Below are 19840 nucleotides of genomic sequence, written 5' to 3' on the forward strand. Positions count from 1 at the left end.
CCCTTCGCCTGGGATCCGCCTTGCTCTGCGAACCCGAGTGCTTGCCTATCGACGGTACCTTGCCGGGCCCCCCGCGCGGGCCCCCCTTGGACCTACTCGGCCAAGGGAGAGCCCGTCGTCGGCGGCGCGGTGGTGGCTGGGACCGGTCGGACCGAGTGATGCGGTCAGACGGTCACGGACGACTTGCGCGTCGAGACGATCTGGTCGACCAGACCGTACGCGAGCGCGTCCTCAGCGGTGAGGATCTTGTCGCGCTCGATGTCGTCGCGGATCTTCTCGATCGGCTGGGTGGAGTGCTTGGCCAGCATCTCCTCCAGCTGGGTGCGCATCCGCATGATCTCCTTGGCGGCGATCTCCAGGTCGGAGAGCTGCTCGCGGCCCGTCTGGCTGGACGGCTGGTGGATCAGCACCCGGGCGTTGGGCAGCGCCATCCGCTTGCCGGGGGTACCGGCGGCGAGGAGGATCGCGGCGGCGGACGCGGCCTGGCCCATGCAGACCGTCTGGATGTCCGGCTTCACGAACTGCATCGTGTCGTAGATGGCCGTGAGGGCCGTGAACGAGCCACCCGGGCTGTTGATGTAGATCGAGATGTCGCGGTCGGGGTCCATCGACTCCAGGCACAGCAGCTGCGCCATGACGTCGTTGGCGGAGGCGTCGTCGATCTGGACGCCGAGGAAGATCACGCGCTCCTCGAAGAGCTTCGCGTACGGGTCGTACTCGCGCACGCCCTGCGAGGTGCGCTCGACGAAGCGCGGAACGACGTAACGGGCCTCGGCCTGGGGGCCGGTGTAGAGGCCGCTGGGGGACGAGATGTTCATGCGGGTGTCACTCCTGGTGGCGATGTGGGCTGGGTACGGCCGGCGGGCGGTCCTGCTGCCGGGGCGGTCAGGCCCCGGTGCCGCCGCCGCCCGGAACGCCGGAGGCGTGCGTGATGATCTCGTCGATGATCCCGTACTCCTTGGCCTCCTCCGCCGTGAACCAGCGGTCGCGGTCGCCGTCGCGGATGATCGCCTCCACCGTCTGACCGGTGTGCGCGGCGGTGATCTCGGCCATGCGCTTCTTGGTGCGCAGCAGCTGCTCGGCCTGGATCTTGATGTCCGAGGCGGTGCCGCCGAGGCCCGCGGAGCCCTGGTGCATGAGGATGTCGGTGTTGGGCAGCGCGAAGCGCTTGCCCGGGGTGCCACCGGTCAGCAGGAACTGGCCCATGGAGGCCGCGAGGCCCATGCCGATGGTGACCACGTCGTTCGGGATGTACTGCATGGTGTCGTAGACCGCCATGCCCGCCGTCACCGAGCCACCGGGGCTGTTGATGTAGAGGAAGATGTCCTTGGTCGGGTCCGCGGCCAGGAGGAGCATCTGCGCGGTGATCTTGTTGGCGATGTCGTCGTCGACCTGCTGGCCGAGGAAGATGATCCGCTCCCCGAGCAGCCGGTTGTAGACCTGGTCGCCGAGGCCACCACCGATGGCGATCTCACCGGCGGCGGAAGGCATCAGATTCGTCACGTATCCACCTGCTCGTCTCTGACGGCAACGGGCCGTCTCCGCGTCTTCTCTGGGGACCGGGGTGGCGTGGCCGGTACGCGCCGGCGCGCTGCCATGTCTCCCCTGCCCTCGTATCTACGGACCCTAACGCGCTGGTCGGCAGGCGCCATCCCGCATCAGGAACTGTTCGCTCTGAGCGCAGGTTCCCCCCGTGCGAACGGGCCGTGCGCGGGCCGCGCACAGCCTGTCCGGGGGTGCGCGACGGGCCCGGTCGCGCGGTCCCGCCGAATGGCGGGGACCGGCACGTCCGGGCCCGTCGTCAAACGCTCCTGCGAGCTCCCCCGGCGGGCTCCGTACGGGGGTCGTACGGGCCCGTCAGGGGGAAGGCCGGGGGACCCGGCCGGGGAGGGGTGAGGCTCAGGCCTCGGTGCCCTCGGCGGCCTCGACCGTCTCGGTGGCGGCCTCGACCTCGTCCTCGTCGTCCTCGAGGTTCACGATCTCGCCGGCGGAGTCCTTGACCGTGGCGGCCTCGACGACCGTCGCGAGGGCCTTGCCGCGGGCGACCTCACCGACGAGCATCGGGACCTGGCCCTGCTCGACGACGGCCTGCGCGAACTGGTCGGGGGCCATGCCGGAGGACTGGGCGCGGCGCACCAGGTGCTCGGTGAGCTCGTCCTGACCGACGGAGACCTTCTCCTTGTTGACGATCTCGTCGAGCACGAACTGGGTCTTGATGCCCTTCTCGGACTGCTCCTTGAGCTCGGCCTCGAACTCCTCGACCGTCTTGCCCTGCATCTCGAGGTACTTCTCGAGGTTCATGCCGATCTGGCCGAGCTGGTGGTGCTCGAGGTTGTGCTTGCGGGTGTTGACCTCGTCCGCGAGCAGCTTCTCGGGCATCGGGACCTCGACGAGCTTCAGCAGCTCGTCCAGGACCTTCTCCTGGGCCTGGGTGGCCTGGTCGAACTTCTTCATGCGCTCGAGGCGCTTGCGGCTGTCGGCCTTGAGCTCGTCCAGCGTGTCGAACTCGCTCGCCAGCTGGGCGAACTCGTCGTCCAGGGCGGGCAGTTCACGGGCCTTGACGGCCTTGACGGTGACCGAGATCTCGGCCTCCTTGCCCTCGGCGGAGCCGCCCTTGAGCTCGGAGGTGAAGGTGGCGGAGCCACCGGCCTCCAGGCCCGTCACGGCGTCGTCGATGCCGTCGAGGAGCTGGCCGGAGCCGATGGTGTAGTCGACGTCGGCGGCGACGCCGTCCTCCAGCACCTCGCCGTCGACCTTGGCCTCCAGGTCGACGGTGACGATGTCGCCCTCGGCGGCGGCGCGCTCGACCGGGGAGGTGGTGGCGAAGCGCTCACGCAGCTGCTCGACCGACTTCTCGACGTCCTCGTCGGTGACCTCGACGGCGTCGACGGTGACCTCGATGCCGGAGTAGTCCGGGATCTCGAGGGCCGGGCGGATGTCGACCTCGGCGGTGAAGGAGAGCAGCTCGCCGTCCTTCAGCTCGGTGATGTCGACCTCGGGCTGACCCAGCGGGTTCAGCTCGGCCTCGTTCACGGCCTCCGTGTAGAACTTCGGAAGCGCGTCGTTGACGGCCTCCTCCAGCACGGCGCCACGGCCGAAGCGCTGGTCGATGACACGGGCCGGGATCTTGCCCTGACGGAAGCCCTTCACCGTGACCTGCTGGTTGATCTTCTTGTACGCCGCGTCGAGGCTGGCCTTGAGCTCCTCGAAGGGCACCTCGACAGTGAGCCGAACCCGAGTCGGGTTCAGGGTCTCCACGGCGCTCTTCACGGTTCGGTCTCCTTGGGGCTGACTTCTGGGATTCTGCCGATCGGCGGAAGTTGCTGATCGGCGGACCGCGCCCGGTTCAGAGACACACAGACGCGCAGCTTGCATAGTAACCGCACGCACGAGGGGCCCCACAATGTGATCTTGCTGGTCGGGGTGGCCGGATTCGAACCGACGACCTTCCGCTCCCAAAGCGGACGCGCTACCAAGCTGCGCCACACCCCGTCGGTGCGACACGTAGGGTACATGCCCCCAGGGGTGCCGGACGCCGCTTTCTCGCAGCGCAGGACGGGGACGACGGTGCACGAGGGGGCGCGTGGGGGGCGCATCCGGGGGCGGTGTGCGGCGGACCGCCCCGACCCGCTACGATGCACACCGTGCCGCACCGCCATCGGTGTGCGTACGGCGCACGCGGGCGTAGCTCAATGGTAGAGCCCCAGTCTTCCAAACTGGCTACGCGGGTTCGATTCCCGTCGCCCGCTCCACATGACGCCTCCGGCCCCGCCGGAGGCGTTTTTGTTGCCCCCGGGCGCCGCGCCTGTGTGTTCCCCCCAGGGCGCCCGCGCCCGCCTCAGAACTTGATGCCGTTGATCGTCTGGGCGAGCGAGCTGAGGAAACGATTGATCGACGGTGCCATGCCCGTGGAGGCGAGGAAGAAGCCGAAGAGGATCGCCACGATCGCCGGCCCCGCCTTGATGTTCTTACTGCGGATCATCACCACCAGGATGATCGCCAAAAGCAGCACCACGGACAGTGAAATGGCCACAACTGATCACACCTTCGGTCGGAAGCACCTCGCCGGGCCCGGGAGCCAATGCCGTCCCGCACACCCCCCACTCGACCATCGTGCCACCAACTCGCCCCCGATTGGGATGCCGTGACGTTTCATCGGGGTATTACCAGGGGTTCTCCGGAACGGCGCAATAACCGGAACCATCCGTTCGGAGCAAAAGTGTGATCAGCGGCCGGTTTATGCGCCCCTCAGATGACGGATGAGCGTCTCCAGCGCCCCCCAGCCCTCGTCCGACTCGCCGTCCCCCAGCGCGTAGAAGAAGCCCGGACGGGACTCCGGCCCCAGCCGCAGCGGGGCCTCCGGCAGCGGCGTGCGGGCCGCGCGGTCGCGGCCCGCCTCCCGCACCCCCTCCGCGCCCAGCGCGAACGCGCACGGCACCGGGAGCCGCTCGAAGCGGGGCGGGGCGGTCAGGTCCCGGCGCGCCTCGCGCAGCTGGCACACCATGGTCTTCAGCCCGTACCCGGTCACCAGCTCGCCGGCCAGCGCGGGCAGCGCGTCCAGCGGCGGCCGCTCGCCGGGGCCGTAGCCGAGGGTGAGGGTGATGTCCTCCTCCACGCCGTCCGGGGTGCGCTCCACGCGCAGCGTGGCGAGGGCCGGGCGGTCGGGGGTGCCGACGGCCATCGTCCAGGTGGGCTCGGGGGCGCGCCGGTAGGCCAGGTCCGTCAGCTGGCGGCGGGACCAGGCGAGGCCGGCCGGTTCCGCCGTGCCCCAGCCGGCCGGCGGGCCGCCCGTCAGCGCCCGCCAGGCGGCCTCCAGCGCGCCGCCGAGGACGAGGTCCGCCTCGGGCCGGTGGTGGGTGCGGAAGGAGACGACGAGCTGGCGCTCCTCGGTGCGCGCGGTCTCCGCGAAGGCGTCCGCCACCGGGGTCTCGCCGTCCTCGCCCCGGTCCGGTACGAAGGCGCCGTCCTGCCAGCGCAGCACCGCGCCGGTCAGGCCGTCGTAGTAGCCGCAGCGCTCGTCCTGCACCACCCAGCGCGACGGGGTGGACTGGAGGAGCTGGCGGGTGGCGAGGGAGAGGCGGCAGTGCGGCGGCGTCACGATCTGCAGGGCCCGGTCGCTCTCCACGGTGGCGCGGAGCACTTCCGAGAGCCAGCTGGTCATGGGGACGACGGGCCGGTCCTGGAGGACGATCGCGGCCTGGTCGGTGAGCATGTCGACGGCCGGCTGGGCGGCGGCGGGCACCGGGACGGCCGTGATGCCCGAGACGTCGACGGGGCGGGCGGCCCCGGTGGTGCCGGGGGCGTCCGGCGGCCAGACCCGGCCGCCCAGCAGCATCGTCAGACGGGCCGCGAAGGCGCCCGCGAGGCGCTCGGCCTCGGGGACGCCGGTGGTGGCCCGGGCCTCGATCCACCAGGCGGGGCCGTCGCCCGCGGGCGCGGCGCCGGGGCCCAGCAGCCGGTCGGCCTCCCCGGGCACCTGGAGCATCAGGGGCGCCTCGATCGAGACCAGCGGCCGTCCCTCGGCGTCGCACAGCTGGATGACGGCGCCCTCGCCGGTGGTCTCGACCCGCAGGTCGGGGCCGCCGGCGAGGAGGCCCGCCAGGACGCTCGTCGCGTCCGGCATGCGCTCGGTGAGCGCGATCACGTCCTTGGTCATGCGGTGTTCCCCGTGTCTCCCGTGGTGACTGTGCTGCCGGTGGGTTCGGCGTCCTCCGCCGCCAGCGCCGTCTGGATCAGCCGCGTCGCCTCGCCCCGGCGGACGAGCGTGCCGCGGCCGGGCGGCTGCGCCCCGGCGTAGACGCCGGGGAAGAGCTGGCCCTCCTGCCGGTCGCCGGCCATGACGACGGCCGTGGTGCCGCTCTCGCGCAGGGTCATCAGGAACGGCTCGTAGAGCGCCCGCGAGGCGCCCGCCACCCGGCGGGTGACGACGAAGTGGAGGCCGATGTCCTGGGCGGAGGGGATGAACGGCAGGAAGGGCGCGAGCGGTTGCTGGCCGGCGGTGGTGAGGATGTCGTAGTCGTCGATGAGGATGACGATGCGCGGGCCGGAGTACCAGGTGCCGGACGCGAGGGCGTCCTGGGCGGCGAGGTCGTCGGGCATGCGCTTCTCGAGCTCGGTGGCGATGCCGGTGGCGAGGGCGCCGCAGAGCCGCGAGTTGTGGGCGTAGCCGCCGCGGTACTCCTCGGGGATCAGCTTGCGCAGGCCCCGGCGGGGGTCGAAGACCGCGAAGACGATCTCCTCGTCGGAGTAGCGCTCCATGAGTCCCTGGGCGACCAGCCGCAGCATGTTGGTCTTCCCGCACTCGCTGTCGCCGAGGATCATCAGGTGCTGGTCGCGCCTGAACAGGTCGAGCAGGACGGGCGCGAGCGCCGTCTGGTCGAGGCCGATCGGCACCCGGTTGGGCTCGGCCGTCACGGACGGCAGCGAGGGCGCCGGGATGCGGGCGGGCAGGACGCGCACCCGCTGGGCGCCGTCGCCGGACCAGGACGAGCGGATGACCATGGCGGCCTGTTCGACGGCCGGGCCCAGCTCGGCGGTGCTGGCCAGGGAGTCGACGCGGGGCAACGCGGTCTGGGCGAAGAGCTTGCCGTCGGTCAGGACGCGGCCCTTCTCGTCCGGGCCGAGGGTCTCCGCGAGCTTGCGGTCGATGCTGGAGTCGCCGGGGTCGTTCAGGCGGAGCTCGACGCGGGTGCCGAACATCGACTGGGTGGCGATGCGGCAGTCGTTCCAGCGGTGCATGGCGGCGACGACGTGGATGCCGTAGCCGCCGCCGCGCTTGAGGAGGTCGTTGACGGCGTCCTCGATCTCCTCGAAGTCGTCACGCAGGGCGCCGAACCCGTCGATGAGCAGCACGATCTCGGTGGAGGACAGCTCGGGCAGCCGGCCCTCGGCGCGCAGTTCGCGCAGCCGCTCGACGGAGTCGATGCCGTGCTCGCGGAAGAGCTCCTCGCGGGCGGCGAGCATGCCGCGCACCTCTTCCACGGTGCGGCTGACGCGCTCGCGGTCGGCGCGGCCGGCGATGCCGCCGACGTGGGGCAGCCCGGAGAGCGCGGCGAGGCCGCCGCCGACCAGGTCGAGCCCGTAGACGCCGGCCTCGCGCGGGGTGTGGGTCATCGCCAGGGACAGGGCGAGGGTGCGCAGCAGGGTCGTCTTGCCGGACTGGGGGCCGCCGATGACGGCGGCGTGGCCGCCGGCGACGGTGAGGTCGAGGATCCACTGGCCCTGCCACTGCTTGGCCGGGTCGTCGAGGAGGCCGAGCGGCACCCGCATGGCGCCGGGGCGGACGGCCAGTTGCATGCCGCGCGCGCCGGCCTGGAGGGGGCCGGCCGAGGTGTCCAGGGCGATGGCCCGGGGCAGCGGCGGCAGCCAGATGGCGCGGGTGGGGACGGCGGCGTCGCGGAGCTGGTCGACGACGACGGACATGGTGGTGGGGCCGGGGTTGCGGTGGCGCATGGCGGGCTGTTCGCCGTCGCCCGGGGCGTCCTCGGGCTCGCCGAGGGTGTTGAAGTCCGGGTAGGGGAAGACAGCCGGGCCGTCGTCCTCGGTGTCGCGCGTCACGGGGCCGCGATAGGGGCCGGAGACGAAGCTGGCCTTGAACCGCTCGTAGGCGCTGGTGTCGACCTTCAGGTAGCCGAAGCCGGGGATGGGCGGCAGATGGAAGGCGTCGGTGGTGTCGAGGACGGTGCGGGACTCGTCGGCGGAGAAGGTGCGCAGGCCGAGCCGGTAGGAGAGGTAGGTGTCCAGGCCCTTGAGCTTGCCGCCCTCGATGCGCTGGCTGGAGAGCAGCAGGTGCACACCGATGGAGCGGCCGATGCGGCCGATGGACAGGAACAGGTCGATGAAGTCCGGCTTGGCCGTGAGCAGCTCGCCGAACTCGTCGATGACGACGAACAGGTGCGGCAGCGGGTCGAGGTCGGGGCGGGTCTCGCGCAGGGCCGCGTAGTGGCCGATGTCGGCGATGTTCCCGGCGTCCTTGAGGACCTGCTGGCGGCGCTGGACCTCGCCCGCGAGGGAGGAGTGGACGCGCTCGACGAGGCCGGCCTGGTTCTCCAGGTTGGTGATGACGCCGGCGACGTGCGGCAGGTCGGCGAAGGGCGCGAAGGTGGCGCCGCCCTTGTAGTCGACGAGGACCATGGCCAGGTCCTCCGGCGGGTGGCTCGCGACCAGTGCGAGGACGAGGGTCCGCAGGAGTTCGCTCTTGCCGGAGCCGGTGGCGCCGACGCACAGGCCGTGCGGGCCCATGCCGAGCTCGGAGGACTCCTTGAGGTCGAGCAGGACGGGCTCGCGGGAGTCGCTGACGCCGATGGGCACGCGCAGGAAGGCGCGTTCGCCGCGCGGCTGCCACAGGGACTTGACGTCCAGGGCGGCCGGGTCGTCGATGCCGAGCAGCTCGGCGAAGTCGACGGGGCCGGACAGGGGCGCGTCCACGAGGGATTCGGCGGACAGCCGCAGAGGGGCGAGCAGCCGGGCGATGCCCTCCACTCCGGCGGCGGTCGCGTCGTCGGCGGTGCCCTCGGAGACGACGGGCTCGGCGGGGCGCAGGTCCTCGATGTGCACCTGATCGCCGTCGACGGTGATGCGCAGGGACACCTGGCCGGGCTCCTGGACGCGCTCGGCGACCAGGTGGAGGACGGTGACGCCCATGTCGGTGAGGCCCACGGCCTCGTCGGGGCGCGGCAGTTCGCGCGCGTCCTGGCCGTACTCGTCGCTGACGACGAGGAGACGGCTCGCCATCTCCAGGGCGTCCCGGCCGGACAGGCCGCGCCGCACCTCGGCGGCGTAGGAGGCGCGGGCGCGCAGGTCGGCGCCCATCAGCCGGGCGAGCTGCGCGAGCGCGGGGGCGATGCGGCGGGCGGCGACGGGCCCGTCGTGCTCCTCGGTGTCGAGGGTGTGGGGCAGCCACTTGAACCAGCCCCAGTCGGCCATCCGGTCGCCGGGGCAGGCGAGCGCGAAGGCGACGTCGTCGGGGGCGTGGGTGACGGCGGCCTGGGTGAGCAGGGCGCGGACGACGCGCAGGACGCCCTCGCGGTCGCCGACGACGCTGACGTCGCCGACGCGGTCGAGGGGGACGGTCAGGGGCAGGTCGGCCGCGGTGGAGAAACGGTTCTTGAGCGCGCCCGCCTCATTGAGCATGAAGCGATCCGGCGGGGTGAGGACGCTGCCGCCCTGCTGGCCGACCTTCAGGGGCCGTGCGGGCATCCGTCCGGTGCCGACGCGCACCTTGAGGAAGTCGCTGTCGAGGCGGCGGCGCTCCCACAGCCGGGCCGGGTCGCGCACGATGTCGTAGAGCGCCTCGGGCGGCGGGTCCAGGACGCGCGCGGTCTCGCGGCGCTCGCGCTCCTCGGCGCCCAGCTCCTCGCGGAGCTCCTCCAGGTACTCGAGGTAGCGCTCGCGCTGCTGGCGGCGGGTGCGCTGGGCCTTGCCGCGCTGCGACAGCAGCATGCCGACCGAGCCGATCACGGTGATGACGAGCACGATCGCGCCGAGTCCGGCGAACTGGCTGTTGCGCACGACCGTCATCATCACGACGGAGCTCATCACGCCCGCGATGGGCATGAGGGTATGGAGGGCGCCGCCGGTCTTGCCCTCGGGCAGGTTGGGCGGCGGCTCGATGGTGCGCTCCTCCGGCGCCGGCAACGGCCGGGTGGTGCGGGCGGGGCGGTGGACTATTCGCGTGGTCATCGGGAGGTTCGCCTGCTCATCGGGAGGTTCGCCGGCATCGGGACGTTCGACGGCATCGGGGGGTTCGTCGGCATCGGGAGGTTCGTCGGCTCAACGGGAGGTTCGCCGGCATCGGGACGTTCGCCTGCTCAACGTGAGGTTCGCCGGTTCATCGGGGCGTTCGACGGCTCATGGCCCGGGTGAGGACGTCGGCGGCGAGCTCGGTGACGGCCTCGCGGGTCACCTGGCCGAGCAGATCGGTGCGGATGGGGCCGCCGGCGGCGAGGTGCCGGTCGTAGGGGAGCATCAGGACCTTCACGCCGTCGAGCTGGAGGTGCTCGCTCGCCGCGGTCACGTCGAGCGTCATGTGGGGTGACGACGCCGCGACGACCACCACGGTTCCCGTCAGCATCCTCGGCCGCCCCAGCGACGCCATCCAGTCCAGCACCGCGCGGGTGCTGGTGACGCCCTCCACGGTGGCCGGGGTGACCAGCACCCGCGCCTGGGCGGCCGCCAGGGCGGTGCGCGACAGCTCGCTCGGCAGGGTGTCGCAGTCGACGACGGTGATGCCGAAGTAGCGGCGCAGCGCGACCATCACCGTGCGGTAGTCGGGCAGGTCCAGCCGGCTGCCGACGCGGCCCTGGCTGCCGGGCAGCAGCCAGCCCCGGTCGGGGAGCTGGACGAGATAGCCGACGACGTCGGTGAGCTGCATCGACGGGTCGATGATCTGGGCGAGGTCGCTGGTCGTCCAGCGCACCTTGGTGACCCCCAGCCGGGCCGGGAGCGTGCCCAGCGCGGAGTCGGCCTCCAGCATCAGGACGGGGTCCTGGCGGTAGTGGGCGTAGGTGCGGCCGAGCAGCGCGGAGACGGTCGTCTTGCCCGCGCCGCCGCGGATGCTGGTGACGACGATCTGCCGGCCGGTGGTGAGGGGTTGCTGCAGCGCCTGGGCGACGCGTGTGGCCTCCTCGACCTCACGGGTCGCCGAGGAGCCCACGAGGCGCCGCAGCGAACGTGAGGTCCGCTTGGCGGCGGAGTCGCCGCTGAGGGGCTTGCCCTTGACCAGCTCCTCGGGGAGCGGGATCTCCATGGTGACGGGGGTGGGCAGGGGGCGGGGGGCGGGTGCGGGCTCCGCCGCCGGGGCGGCGGGCCGGGCGTCCTCGACGGGGGCCGCCGGGGCGTCCGTGGGTCCGCCCTCCGCCGGGCCGCCTTCCGCCGTCCGCGGCCCGTCGGCGAGCTCGTTCAGCTCGTTCGTCAGGTTCCGCAGGTTGCGCAGGACGTCGCCCTGCCAGTCGTCCTGGGACATGCCTCTCTCCTGGAACTCGGAACTGCTCGAACTCAGAGCTGCCGGAACTGCCGGAACTCAGAACTGGTGGGGCTCAGAACTGGTGGAGCAGGCGCACGTACACGCCGAACACCCCGACAGCGAGCGGGAACAACGCGATGACGCCGACGGCCTCGACGAGGTCCACGGCACGGCGCAGCCGCACGCCGACGTGCTCCGGCAGCCGGACCGCCAGGACGGCGAGCGGCACGACGGCCACCGCGGACAGGGCCGCCAGCGGACCGTAGGGGGTGCCGGGGACGTGGTCGACCCACAGCGTCACGAGCCGGACCAGCAGCACGAGGGCGGCGGCAAGCAGCGCGACGACCTCGGCGACGAGCGGGAAGGCACGCGAACGGGACAGCAGCACGACCATCAGCACGGAGGTGAGCAGGACCGTCCACCACGAGACGGCGGTGACGGCCAGCAGGCCGCCGGCCGCGGCGGAGGCGGCGACGGTGACCGTGGCCAGGACCAGGCCCCGGTGGGTCGCCGCGAGGGCCGTCTCGACCTCGTGCCGGCTGACGGAGGCGCCGCCGGAGCGGCGGTCGTCGAGCCCGGTGAGACCGGCGGCCATCAGCGCGATCCGGGGCAGCAGGCCGAGGGCGACGACGGAGACGACGGCCATGACCGAGCCCAGGCGCGCCGGGTCGTGCTGGGCGGCCGCGACGGCCTCCCACACGCCGGCGGTGACGACGACGGCACCGGCGCCGATCAGGCCGCCCTTGCCGAGGCGGGAGCAGAGCCCGAGCAGCGCGAGCGTCGCCGCGAGCGCGGCGGCCACGGCGGCGAGCCGGGCGGGCCCGGACCAGGAGTGGGCGTCGGCGGCGGTCCACGCGGCGAGGGTGCCGAGGGCGCCACCGGTCAGCATGAGCGTCGTGCCGAGGCCGCGGCCGACGTCGTCGCCACCGCCGTCGCCGGGACTCTTGGCACCCCGGGCGCGGATCCGGGAGGCGACGGCGCCGAGGGCCGCGACGAGCGCGGCGGCCACGGTCAGGCCACCGGCCACGGAGGCGGGCCCGAGGCTGGCGCGGGCGAGCACACCGGCGGTCACGGCCAGGGCGATCGTCGCCAGGCTCGCGGTCCACCGCCGCGCCTCGGGACGCCAGCGCCAGGCGCGCACGTCCAGGTTCTCGGCGAGCTCGTCGGTGACGTCGTGCACGACGGGCGCGGACGGCGCGTCGTTCACGCGCACCAGCCGCAGCTGCGCACCATCGGGAACGCCGGCGTCGGCGAGGGTGCCGTCCTGCGGCAGAACCGTTCCTTCAGCGGTGATCAGATGCCGGGCGGCCGGGCGCTCGCCGACCGTGTCGCCCAGCAGCCGCAGAACGTCGGGCAGCAGCCGCCCGATGGGCTCGTCCGCGGGGAGCACGAGATCCACCCGCCGGCGCTCGCCGACAAGAGTGACCCTGCTCAATTCCGTACGCTGTTTCGCCCCCGTATTCACCACGCGGCAGAACCTATCACTGGGCCGGCTCCGTCACTTTGTGCGTTCCTTTCGGTTTTTTCGCCGACTTCGTATGCGAAGGGGAAGGCGAGGAGTCGGGGTCGGAGTTGAGGTCGGACGGCGTGGGCGACAACGCCGGAGACGGAGTCACTTGCGGCGCGTACCGCTGCTCCTGCTGTTTCTGCTGCTCTTTCTGCTTGGCCAGGGTGTGCTGGATGAACGACCACCCCACGCACCCCGCGCACAGCACCGCCGCGACGGCGATCCCCGCGAATACCTTGCCCAGCTTCTCGTCGGCCGTCCGGCGGGCCCGCTGGGCGCCGAAGAGCAGGGCATCACGCATACGCCGGCGTCGTACCGACACCGACTCCAGCAGTTGACTGTCGTAATCCTTCGCCATCATTCCCCGCTCTGCCGCGCCTGCCGCCCTCTACCGCCCTCTGCCATCCGGTGTGGGCCTACGAGCCCTGCCGGACCCTACGAACCCCGGGCGTACTGAAAGACCATGAACAGCACCCAGATCACCGGGATCAGCAACCCCCAGACAGCCGGCCTCTTCCGCAGCGGCAGCCCCGGATCGAGCTGAGGCCCGGGCTGGCCGGGGACCGGGGGCTCGAGCTTGTTCAGCCGGGCCCTGACGAAAAGGTTCCAGAGAAGCGTGAACGGCGTGATGATGACCAGCGAGAGCGGACTCCACCAGCCCTGCAGCAGCGTTTTCCCGGTCATGTCGCGGAGCACGGCCGTACCGCAATTACGGCAGAACGGGCCGTTCAGGCTCAGGAACCGCATCATGATCAAAATGCCCTGATGCCCGCGGACGGTCACATCGGCGGCGGGGAAACCACCGCAGAGGCGGCAGTAGGCCTGGGCCGGGTGCCCCTGGAATCCCTGCTGCGGCTGCTGCGGCTGCTGCGGCTGAAAGCCGGGCTGCCCCCAGCCGGGCTGCGGCTGTGCGGGTTGCTGTCCCCGGTCGGGCTGTTGTGCCGGAAATGGCTGTTGCTGCGGCGGAGTCGCCACGAAATCCCCCGAATCGTTCACTGCAATCTCAAGCGGTGCGGTCTTGGCACGCACCGGCGCGCTCATGCCTATCAACTTCTCCTGAGAAAACGCAAAGCGCTGCCGGACAGCTGCCGGACATTACGCGGATATCGCCGCCATCGACGATGACAGGGGCTCAGCCCGCGCCCTGCCGGGCGAAATCACCCGGACCTGCCCGCCTCGCGCGCCGATCCACGCCTCGAGCTCCGCGCCGGTGAGATCCGCCGACCGAAGGTGGGCCGGTAGAACGACGCACCGGCTCCCCCACGGGTGTCGACGAATTCACCACCGTCACAGCCCGCGGGCTGGTGGCGGTGTGAGCGTGGGGCGAGCGCGTCCAGTCGGCACCCGCCGGTTTCCCGGAGTGCGGGGGTGCCGGGCACGGTGTGGTGAGGCCGTGCCCGGCACCGACGTGTCAGCTACTGCGCCGGACTCAGGACCCGTTCAGGATCTCGTGGACCTGGCGCCGCACGTCCTCGTCGCCGACCGTCAGCAGGTACTCGCCGAACCGGCGGGCCTCCGGGCCCTGGGCGCGGTGGACGATGGGGACGGCGTGCTTCAGCGTGCGGGGGTAGGTACCGGCGTCGAGCACGCTCATGGCCAGTTCCACGCCCAGCGGGCCGTCGACGGTGGACACCCCGCTCGCCAGGTCGACCAGCTGAGTGGGCAGGTCGAACCGGCGCTTCTCGTCCGTGGTCAGGAACCGCACGCCCCGGCCGACGACGTCCTTGATGTCGTCCAGCAGCGCCCGGAGCGTGGCGTTGTCGAACAGCTCGCCCAGCTTGTCCTCGAAGTACTGGCTGTCGGCCAGCCGCACCAGGGCGCGGGCCGCCTCCACCCGCAGGGCCTCGGTGCCCTTCTCCTCCGCCAGGTCACGCTCGGCCACGGCGTCCGCGAGCTGCGCGAACGTGCTGTCGACGGAGAACTTGCGGTCGATCGAGAAGTCGTACCAGGGCGTGGCCTCGGGATCCGCGGCGGCCCGCAGGACCGCCTCGTACCCGGCCGCCTCGCCCCACATCGTCAGCGCCACGCAGGCCAGGAATCGTTCGATCTCCGGCGCGGCGGGGTCGTTCATCAGCTCGACGAGCCCGGGGACGCGGTCCCGGTGCCCGGGGTCGTCGAAGGCCCCGTAAAACACGTCCTCGATGTCGGTCGTCGGCTCGCCATCGAAATCCGTGCCGAGCAATTCACTGAAGCGGGTCATGAGTGGCATCCTTTCGCATTCCGCCCGTCGGCCGCCGTCACGGTCCGGTGATGTAGTCATGCGGCACGATGCCCTTGATGAGCCACTCCGAGTCCCGGCGTGTGTGCATCATGTCCTTCATGCGCTGCGCGAGGCTCTTCGTCTTGGCCTTGCCCAGACCGAGGTCCTTGGCAATCTTCTGGGCCATTTCGTCGATCTCGGGGTGCGGCGTATTCGGCGGGACGCTGATGTCGATGGGCCGGCCGGCGATCTTGTCGGCGCTCTGCTGGATCGCCGCCTCGACCTCCTTCGGCGAGTAGACCTCGACGCCCTTGACCTTGCCCTTGGCTATGTCGTCCACGAGCCGGGGCAGATCGATCGAGATCTTCTGGCCGCCGTAGTCCTTGGCGTTGGCGCCGTCCTCGCTGGTGGAGGTGTAGGGGCTCTCCGACTTCTTCGGCTCGCGTCCCACGATGTGGTCGACGATCGACGCGTCGCCGTCGGGGTTGGCGGGCACGAGGTCGCCGTCCTCGTTGAGGTAGCTCTTGCGCTGCCCCTTGTGGTTGTGCGTGTCCGTGAAGTTGTTGTCGTGACGCTTGAGGTTCGGGACCTCCTCGCCGTGACCCGGCTTGTACGAGCCGGGCGGCGTGTGGTCGCCCGAGCCGGATCCGGAGCCGCCGCCGTCATGGCCTGAGCCACCGCCGTCGTGGCCTGAGCCACCGCCGTGACCCGCGCCGGAGTCGGCACCCGAGCCGGTGCCGCCGTGGCCGACGCCCGTGCCAGTGCCGCCGTGGCCGGCGTCGTGGCCGGAGCCGGTGCCGTGACCGGCGCCCGCGCCCTTACCGGAGCCGGAGTCGTGACCAGTATCGGTGCCGGTGTCCTTGGCGGAGCCGCCGCCCTCGTGGCCCGCGTCCTTGCCCGTGCCCGAGCCGGAGTCATGACCGGCGCCCTTGCCCGAGCCCGCGTTGCCATCGTGGCCCGCGCCCGTACCCGAACCGCCTTCGTGGCCCGCGCCCTTGCCCGTACCCGAGCCCGACTCATGACCGGCGCCCTTGCCCGAGCCCGCGTTGCCGTCGTGGCCCGCACCCGTGCCGGAGCCGCTGTCGTGGCCCGCGCCCTTGCCCGCGCCCGAGCCCGAGTCATGGCCCGCGTCCTTGCCCGAGCCCGGCTCATGGCCGGTGCCCTTGCCCGCGCCGGCGTTGCCGTCGTGGCCCGCGCCCGTACCCGAACCGCCTTCGTGGCCCGCGCCCTTGCCCGCGCCCGAGCCCGAGCCGGGGTCGGAGGGGCCGTGGCCGCCGCTCGAGGGCGGTGTGCCGTGGCCGCCGCCGTTGCCGGGCGGGGTGTGCGAGCCGCCGCTGCCGGCGCCGTGGGTACCCGAGCCGCCGGACGAGCCGTGCGTACCCGAGCCGCCGCCCGTCGGGTGATCGGCCACGTGGCCGGGGCCGCCGGCGCCCTCGAGCACCTTCTCCTTGGAGGGAACGGTCTCGTGCTCGTGCGTGGTGTTGGGCAGGTCCGACTTGTGCGGCTCCTCGATGGCCTTCGTGTTGGGCACGATGTTGCCCTGCGGGTCACGGATGGTGCCGTCGCCGTGGACGACCCGCGGGTTGCCCTTGTTGTCGGTGTAGTGGAGGCCGTCGCCCGCGTGGGGCGCGTCGCCCGTGTGCGCGGCCGGCGTCGCCGGGGGCTCGACCGGGTGGGCGCCCGTGCCCGTGGGCATGTTCTTGCCCAGGTCGTTCAGGCCTTCACGGCTGGCCTTCAGGCCCTCCATGAAGTCGCCGACCTTGAGCTTGGTGACGCCCGCCGCCTTGCCGAGGTAGCTCATCGGGTCGGAGAGCGCGCCCGCCTTGCCCAGTGCGCCCGCGATCTTCGCGCCCGCGCTCACCTTTCCGGCGTTGGCCACCTCGCCGGCCTTGCCGAGCTTGAGGAGGCTGCCGGAACCGATGGTGAGGCCGTTGAACAGCACCGTCCCGAACGCCCGCGCCGGGTCCTTGCCCCACTCGTCCCAGGCGACGAGCGACTTGCCGAAGTTGCGCAGGGCCGCCTTCTGCTTGTCGGTGTCGCTGTGGTCGACCGGGCCGAACATCTTGTCCATGGCCCAGTCGTACGGCGTCATGAGGTACGCGCTGACACCGCCGAAGACGTCACCGATGCCCGACCACGTCTTCTTGAAGTTGTCCCAGTCGAAGACGTTGACCATGCTGCCGAGGCCCTTGATGGTGCCCCACACGCCGTCGACGAAGAAGCCCTTCAGCGCGCCGCCGACGTTGTCCTTCGTCCACTCCCACGCGGCCCGCCAGCCGGTGTACTCACGCTTGTCGACCGTGCCCCAAGGGGTCTCCTTGGCGTCCTTGACGTCGCTTTCCTTGAAGCCGTACATGCCGGCCTTGTGCGAACCGTCGTCGACAACGAACTTCGTGCCGCCCACCAACGCGGTGATCTTGTTGGCCGCGTCACGCTCGACGCCCTGGAAGGCCACCCAGGTCGTGCCGACCTCGCTGACCATCCGCTCGTTCTGATCGACCTTCTTCTGGTCCTTCTTCCAGTCGTCGTCATTCTTGTTCGCAGCGACGAAGGCCTCGGCCTCCTTGCGCAGCCGGTCCATCTTGTCGACCAGCGGCTTCGCCTCTGTCGCGAAGCTCTGGAGCGCGCCGCCGACGGACTCCAGCTTCTTCGCGAAGTCGTCGGCCTTGTCCCGGACCGGGATGGTCGAGTTGAAGAGTTCTTTCTCCTCCGGACCGTTGTAGACCGGATCCAGCGCCTGGAAGGCGTTGTGGACGTCCTTGCCCGTGGTCCGGATGTTGCCCGCAGTCTTCTTCAGCGACGCGGCATGAGTCTGCAAGTGCTCCAGATTGCCCGTGTACGTGGGAATCTTGCTGGGATCGATCACGGCTTGCCGCCCTTCGAGCCCGGGCCCTTGAGCTCTTCCGGAGTCGGCGCCTGGGCGGCCATGTGCTGCTTGTTCTGCAGCATCTCGTCGTCGCCCTTGATGTACGCCTCAGTGGCCTCCCGGGCGCCCTTGATGGACTTGCCCGCGCGCACGGGGAGGAACTTCACATCGTTCTCCGTGTGCTGCTGGAATTCCTGCAGCGCCTGGGCGACGGGACCGAACGCGCCCCCTTCGGGCGCCTTCGTCCCGCCCAGGATCATCGTGCCCGCCGATGTCGCGGAGCCGACCAGGCCCTCGCTGTAGGCCGTGAATTCTTCCTCGAATTTCCCGGCGATCTCACCGGTGTTATTCAGTACCGTACGGACACCGTCCGGCTGAATATCCCATTTGGACACGATGTTTCCCCCGTTCTACGAAACGCTGCTTGCTCTCGCCCGTCGGCGCCGGCCTCAGCCGATGGCGTCGACCGCGGCCTTCGCCTTGGACAGCGTCGACTGCGCCGTGCCGTCGTTCTTCTCCATCGTGGAACGCAGCAGGTGGATGATCTGGCGGACCTCGGTGGCCGCCTTGTTCCAGCGCTGCTCCTTGCCGTGGTACTGATCCGAGACACCATCGGCCTGGAAGTCGGCCATCGCCGCCTTCACCGCGGCGTCACGCTCGCTCAGCACCGTCTCCAGCCGGGAGATGATGCCCGCGAGCGATCCCTGCACCTCGCTCGACGCACCCGTGTCGTAACTACGACGGTCCGCACCCGCACCAGCCATGTCGATTACCCCCGTATTCCTAGCGACCCGAGAAGCGGGCCGCGTCGAAGTTCGCCGCCGCCATCTGCTGGCGCGCGTTGTCCGCCGACTCCTGGTCACCCTGGCCGAACGAGGAGTCCATGCCGGACTGGCCGCCGAGAATCGCGCTCAGCGAGCTGTTCAGCGCGGCCGTCACCTCGTCGGAGTGCGACTTGAACTGGTCGAAGGCGGCCTTGCCCGCGCCGTTGAACTTGCCCTCCAGCGGCTGCGCGGCCACGATCAGCTGGCGGATCAGACCGCCCAGATCGTCACTGGAACCACGCGTCCGGGAAATCAGTCCGGACAGCGTCGTTTGTCCCATATCGAACTTCACGAGCTCACCCCCGTCGTTTCTCATGTGTCACTGACGACTCGAACATGTCTATCAACATCGTCAAGGTGATCACAAAGCGCTTCCGGGGCTGACGAGCACTCTGTTACGAACGTGTGCAGGTCGTTTCCCCGTCGTTGCACACACCATGGCAGAGGCCACTGACAATCGTCAGTGGCCCCTTTGGCTCCTTATGTCACACGGTGAGCGCCGCGCACTCCCGTAGCTCGAACCACACCTGTTTGCCGACGACGTCGAGGCCGTCCCACACCCACGTCACCCCCGAGGCGTGCGACAGCCTGCGTACGAGCGCCAGGCCCCGGCCGTCGCCACCTCTCTCGCCGACGGCCTGACGCGGCCAAGGCAGCCGCCCCGGGTCGTCGTCCCGGACCGCGACGACCACGTTCTCGGCGCGGACGGTCATCTCCACCGTCAGCTCCGGCACGCGGGCGTGCCGCACCACGTTCGCGACGGTGTCCGAGACGCAGAGCCGGGCCGGCTCGATCAGCAGCCGCCGCTCGGCGGCGACGAGCGTCGCCGTGACGAACTCCCGCGCGAGCCGGGCCGTGGACGGCGCGGTGGGGGCCGTGAGGGTGTAGCGATCCCCTCTCATCGGGCCACCTCCTCCGCGCTCGGCTGTCGCGGCACGAAGTTGATGCCGTGTGGGGTGACTACGACCGCGTAGTCGCGTTTCTGCGGACACGGGGTGTGGGGAGTGCGGGGGCGTTGGGGCCGCCTCAGTCGTGAGGCGAGGCGGCGGATAAGGTTGAGCATGTCGACGCTCCTAGCGCAGCGTTGGCCATGCCCCGGGGCCGCTCCTACGGCCGCCGGGGTCCTTTGTGCCTGGAGGCTAGCAGTAGGACCCCTAGGATCCCTGGGTTACCGAGGAAACTTGTCTCGCGTGGAACTACATGGTGCACGTAGCGTTGCGATGTGATCGAATTCGCTCCCGATGTACCTCGCTGGCGCCAAGTAGCCGAAGTGATCCGGCAGCGCATCAAGGACGGGACCTACCCGCCCCGGACACGCGTGCCGTCGGTACTCCAGCTCCAAGAAGAGTTCGGCATCGCTGGCATGACGGCCCACAAGGTGCATCGCGCGCTCCGCGCCGAGGGCCTCATCTACACCGAGCCGGGACTTGGCTCATATGTCTCGAAGGACCCGGCTTAACAGCGAAACCCTCGCCCCGAT

17 protein-coding genes and 2 tRNA genes are annotated in these 19840 nt (G+C 71.0%); 2 read left to right on the plus strand and 17 right to left on the minus strand.

Annotated elements, in window-relative coordinates:
- Positions 1 to 164: 164 nt before the first annotated feature.
- The 4 genes from EKH77_RS10465 to EKH77_RS10480 form a co-directional block, all read right to left on the minus strand.
- Positions 165 to 818, minus strand: a complete 654-nt coding sequence (locus EKH77_RS10465; protein ID WP_071963375.1) for an ATP-dependent Clp protease proteolytic subunit — start codon at positions 816 to 818, stop codon at positions 165 to 167.
- 67 nt (positions 819 to 885) lie between these two features.
- Complete coding sequence (locus tag EKH77_RS10470; RefSeq protein ID WP_126917990.1) at positions 886 to 1491, minus strand: ATP-dependent Clp protease proteolytic subunit; 606 nt, start codon at positions 1489 to 1491, stop codon at positions 886 to 888.
- Between the two features lie 408 nt (positions 1492 to 1899).
- Positions 1900 to 3270 (minus strand): trigger factor, encoded by a 1371-nt coding sequence (tig, locus tag EKH77_RS10475; RefSeq protein ID WP_164737780.1) that lies wholly within the window; start codon positions 3268 to 3270, stop codon positions 1900 to 1902.
- Positions 3271 to 3415: 145 nt separating this feature from the next.
- Positions 3416 to 3492 (minus strand) — tRNA-Pro (locus EKH77_RS10480).
- Between the two features lie 186 nt (positions 3493 to 3678).
- Between EKH77_RS10480 and EKH77_RS10485 the strand changes: the two genes are divergently transcribed.
- Positions 3679 to 3752: transfer RNA gene (locus EKH77_RS10485), tRNA-Gly, on the plus strand.
- An 86-nt stretch (positions 3753 to 3838) separates the two neighbouring features.
- Here EKH77_RS10485 and EKH77_RS10490 read toward each other — a convergent pair.
- The 13 genes from EKH77_RS10490 to EKH77_RS10555 form a co-directional block, all read right to left on the minus strand.
- Positions 3839 to 4033: a hypothetical protein gene (locus EKH77_RS10490; protein ID WP_126914139.1), complete on the minus strand. Its 195-nt coding sequence runs from the start codon at positions 4031 to 4033 to the stop codon at positions 3839 to 3841.
- A gap of 204 nt (positions 4034 to 4237) precedes the next feature.
- Positions 4238 to 5656, minus strand: coding sequence for a DUF6177 family protein (locus tag EKH77_RS10495; RefSeq protein ID WP_126914140.1), 1419 nt, complete (start codon positions 5654 to 5656; stop codon positions 4238 to 4240).
- On the minus strand, positions 5653 to 9681 hold the full coding sequence (eccCa, locus tag EKH77_RS10500) for a type VII secretion protein EccCa (RefSeq protein WP_126914141.1): 4029 nt from the start codon (positions 9679 to 9681) through the stop codon (positions 5653 to 5655). Before eccCa ends, EKH77_RS10495 begins: the two co-directional genes overlap by 4 nt.
- A 148-nt stretch (positions 9682 to 9829) precedes the next feature.
- Positions 9830 to 10963, minus strand: a complete 1134-nt coding sequence (locus EKH77_RS10505; protein ID WP_126914142.1) for a MinD/ParA family ATP-binding protein — start codon at positions 10961 to 10963, stop codon at positions 9830 to 9832.
- 73 nt (positions 10964 to 11036) lie between these two features.
- Positions 11037 to 12431, minus strand: coding sequence for a type VII secretion integral membrane protein EccD (eccD, locus tag EKH77_RS10510; RefSeq protein WP_126914143.1), 1395 nt, complete (start codon positions 12429 to 12431; stop codon positions 11037 to 11039).
- 13 nt (positions 12432 to 12444) lie between these two features.
- Positions 12445 to 12831, minus strand: a complete 387-nt coding sequence (locus EKH77_RS34735; RefSeq protein ID WP_276319220.1) for a hypothetical protein — start codon at positions 12829 to 12831, stop codon at positions 12445 to 12447.
- A 74-nt stretch (positions 12832 to 12905) separates the two neighbouring features.
- The gene (locus EKH77_RS33725; protein ID WP_240667301.1) at positions 12906 to 13511 is read right to left on the minus strand and encodes a hypothetical protein; all 606 of its coding nucleotides are present in this window, start codon (positions 13509 to 13511) and stop codon (positions 12906 to 12908) included.
- A 388-nt stretch (positions 13512 to 13899) separates the two neighbouring features.
- Positions 13900 to 14670: a hypothetical protein gene (locus EKH77_RS10525; protein ID WP_240667302.1), complete on the minus strand. Its 771-nt coding sequence runs from the start codon at positions 14668 to 14670 to the stop codon at positions 13900 to 13902.
- A 37-nt stretch (positions 14671 to 14707) separates the two neighbouring features.
- The gene (locus EKH77_RS33730) at positions 14708 to 17536 is read right to left on the minus strand and encodes a hypothetical protein (protein WP_240667303.1); all 2829 of its coding nucleotides are present in this window, start codon (positions 17534 to 17536) and stop codon (positions 14708 to 14710) included.
- Positions 17533 to 17931, minus strand: coding sequence for a DUF6507 family protein (locus EKH77_RS10540; protein WP_126914144.1), 399 nt, complete (start codon positions 17929 to 17931; stop codon positions 17533 to 17535). The genes EKH77_RS33730 and EKH77_RS10540 overlap by 4 nt, the downstream gene beginning before the upstream one ends.
- A gap of 54 nt (positions 17932 to 17985) precedes the next feature.
- Positions 17986 to 18300 (minus strand): pore-forming ESAT-6 family protein, encoded by a 315-nt coding sequence (locus tag EKH77_RS10545; protein WP_126914145.1) that lies wholly within the window; start codon positions 18298 to 18300, stop codon positions 17986 to 17988.
- A 19-nt stretch (positions 18301 to 18319) separates the two neighbouring features.
- Complete coding sequence (locus EKH77_RS10550; RefSeq protein WP_126914146.1) at positions 18320 to 18652, minus strand: hypothetical protein; 333 nt, start codon at positions 18650 to 18652, stop codon at positions 18320 to 18322.
- 193 nt (positions 18653 to 18845) lie between these two features.
- Positions 18846 to 19262: an ATP-binding protein gene (locus EKH77_RS10555; protein WP_126914147.1), complete on the minus strand. Its 417-nt coding sequence runs from the start codon at positions 19260 to 19262 to the stop codon at positions 18846 to 18848.
- Between the two features lie 320 nt (positions 19263 to 19582).
- Between EKH77_RS10555 and EKH77_RS10560 the strand changes: the two genes are divergently transcribed.
- Complete coding sequence (locus EKH77_RS10560; RefSeq protein ID WP_206279837.1) at positions 19583 to 19819, plus strand: GntR family transcriptional regulator; 237 nt, start codon at positions 19583 to 19585, stop codon at positions 19817 to 19819.
- The last annotated feature ends 21 nt before the right edge of the window (positions 19820 to 19840 follow it).

Origin of the sequence: Streptomyces luteoverticillatus (assembly GCF_003970715.1) — a bacterium.
Lineage (GTDB): Bacteria > Actinomycetota > Actinomycetes > Streptomycetales > Streptomycetaceae > Streptomyces > Streptomyces abikoensis.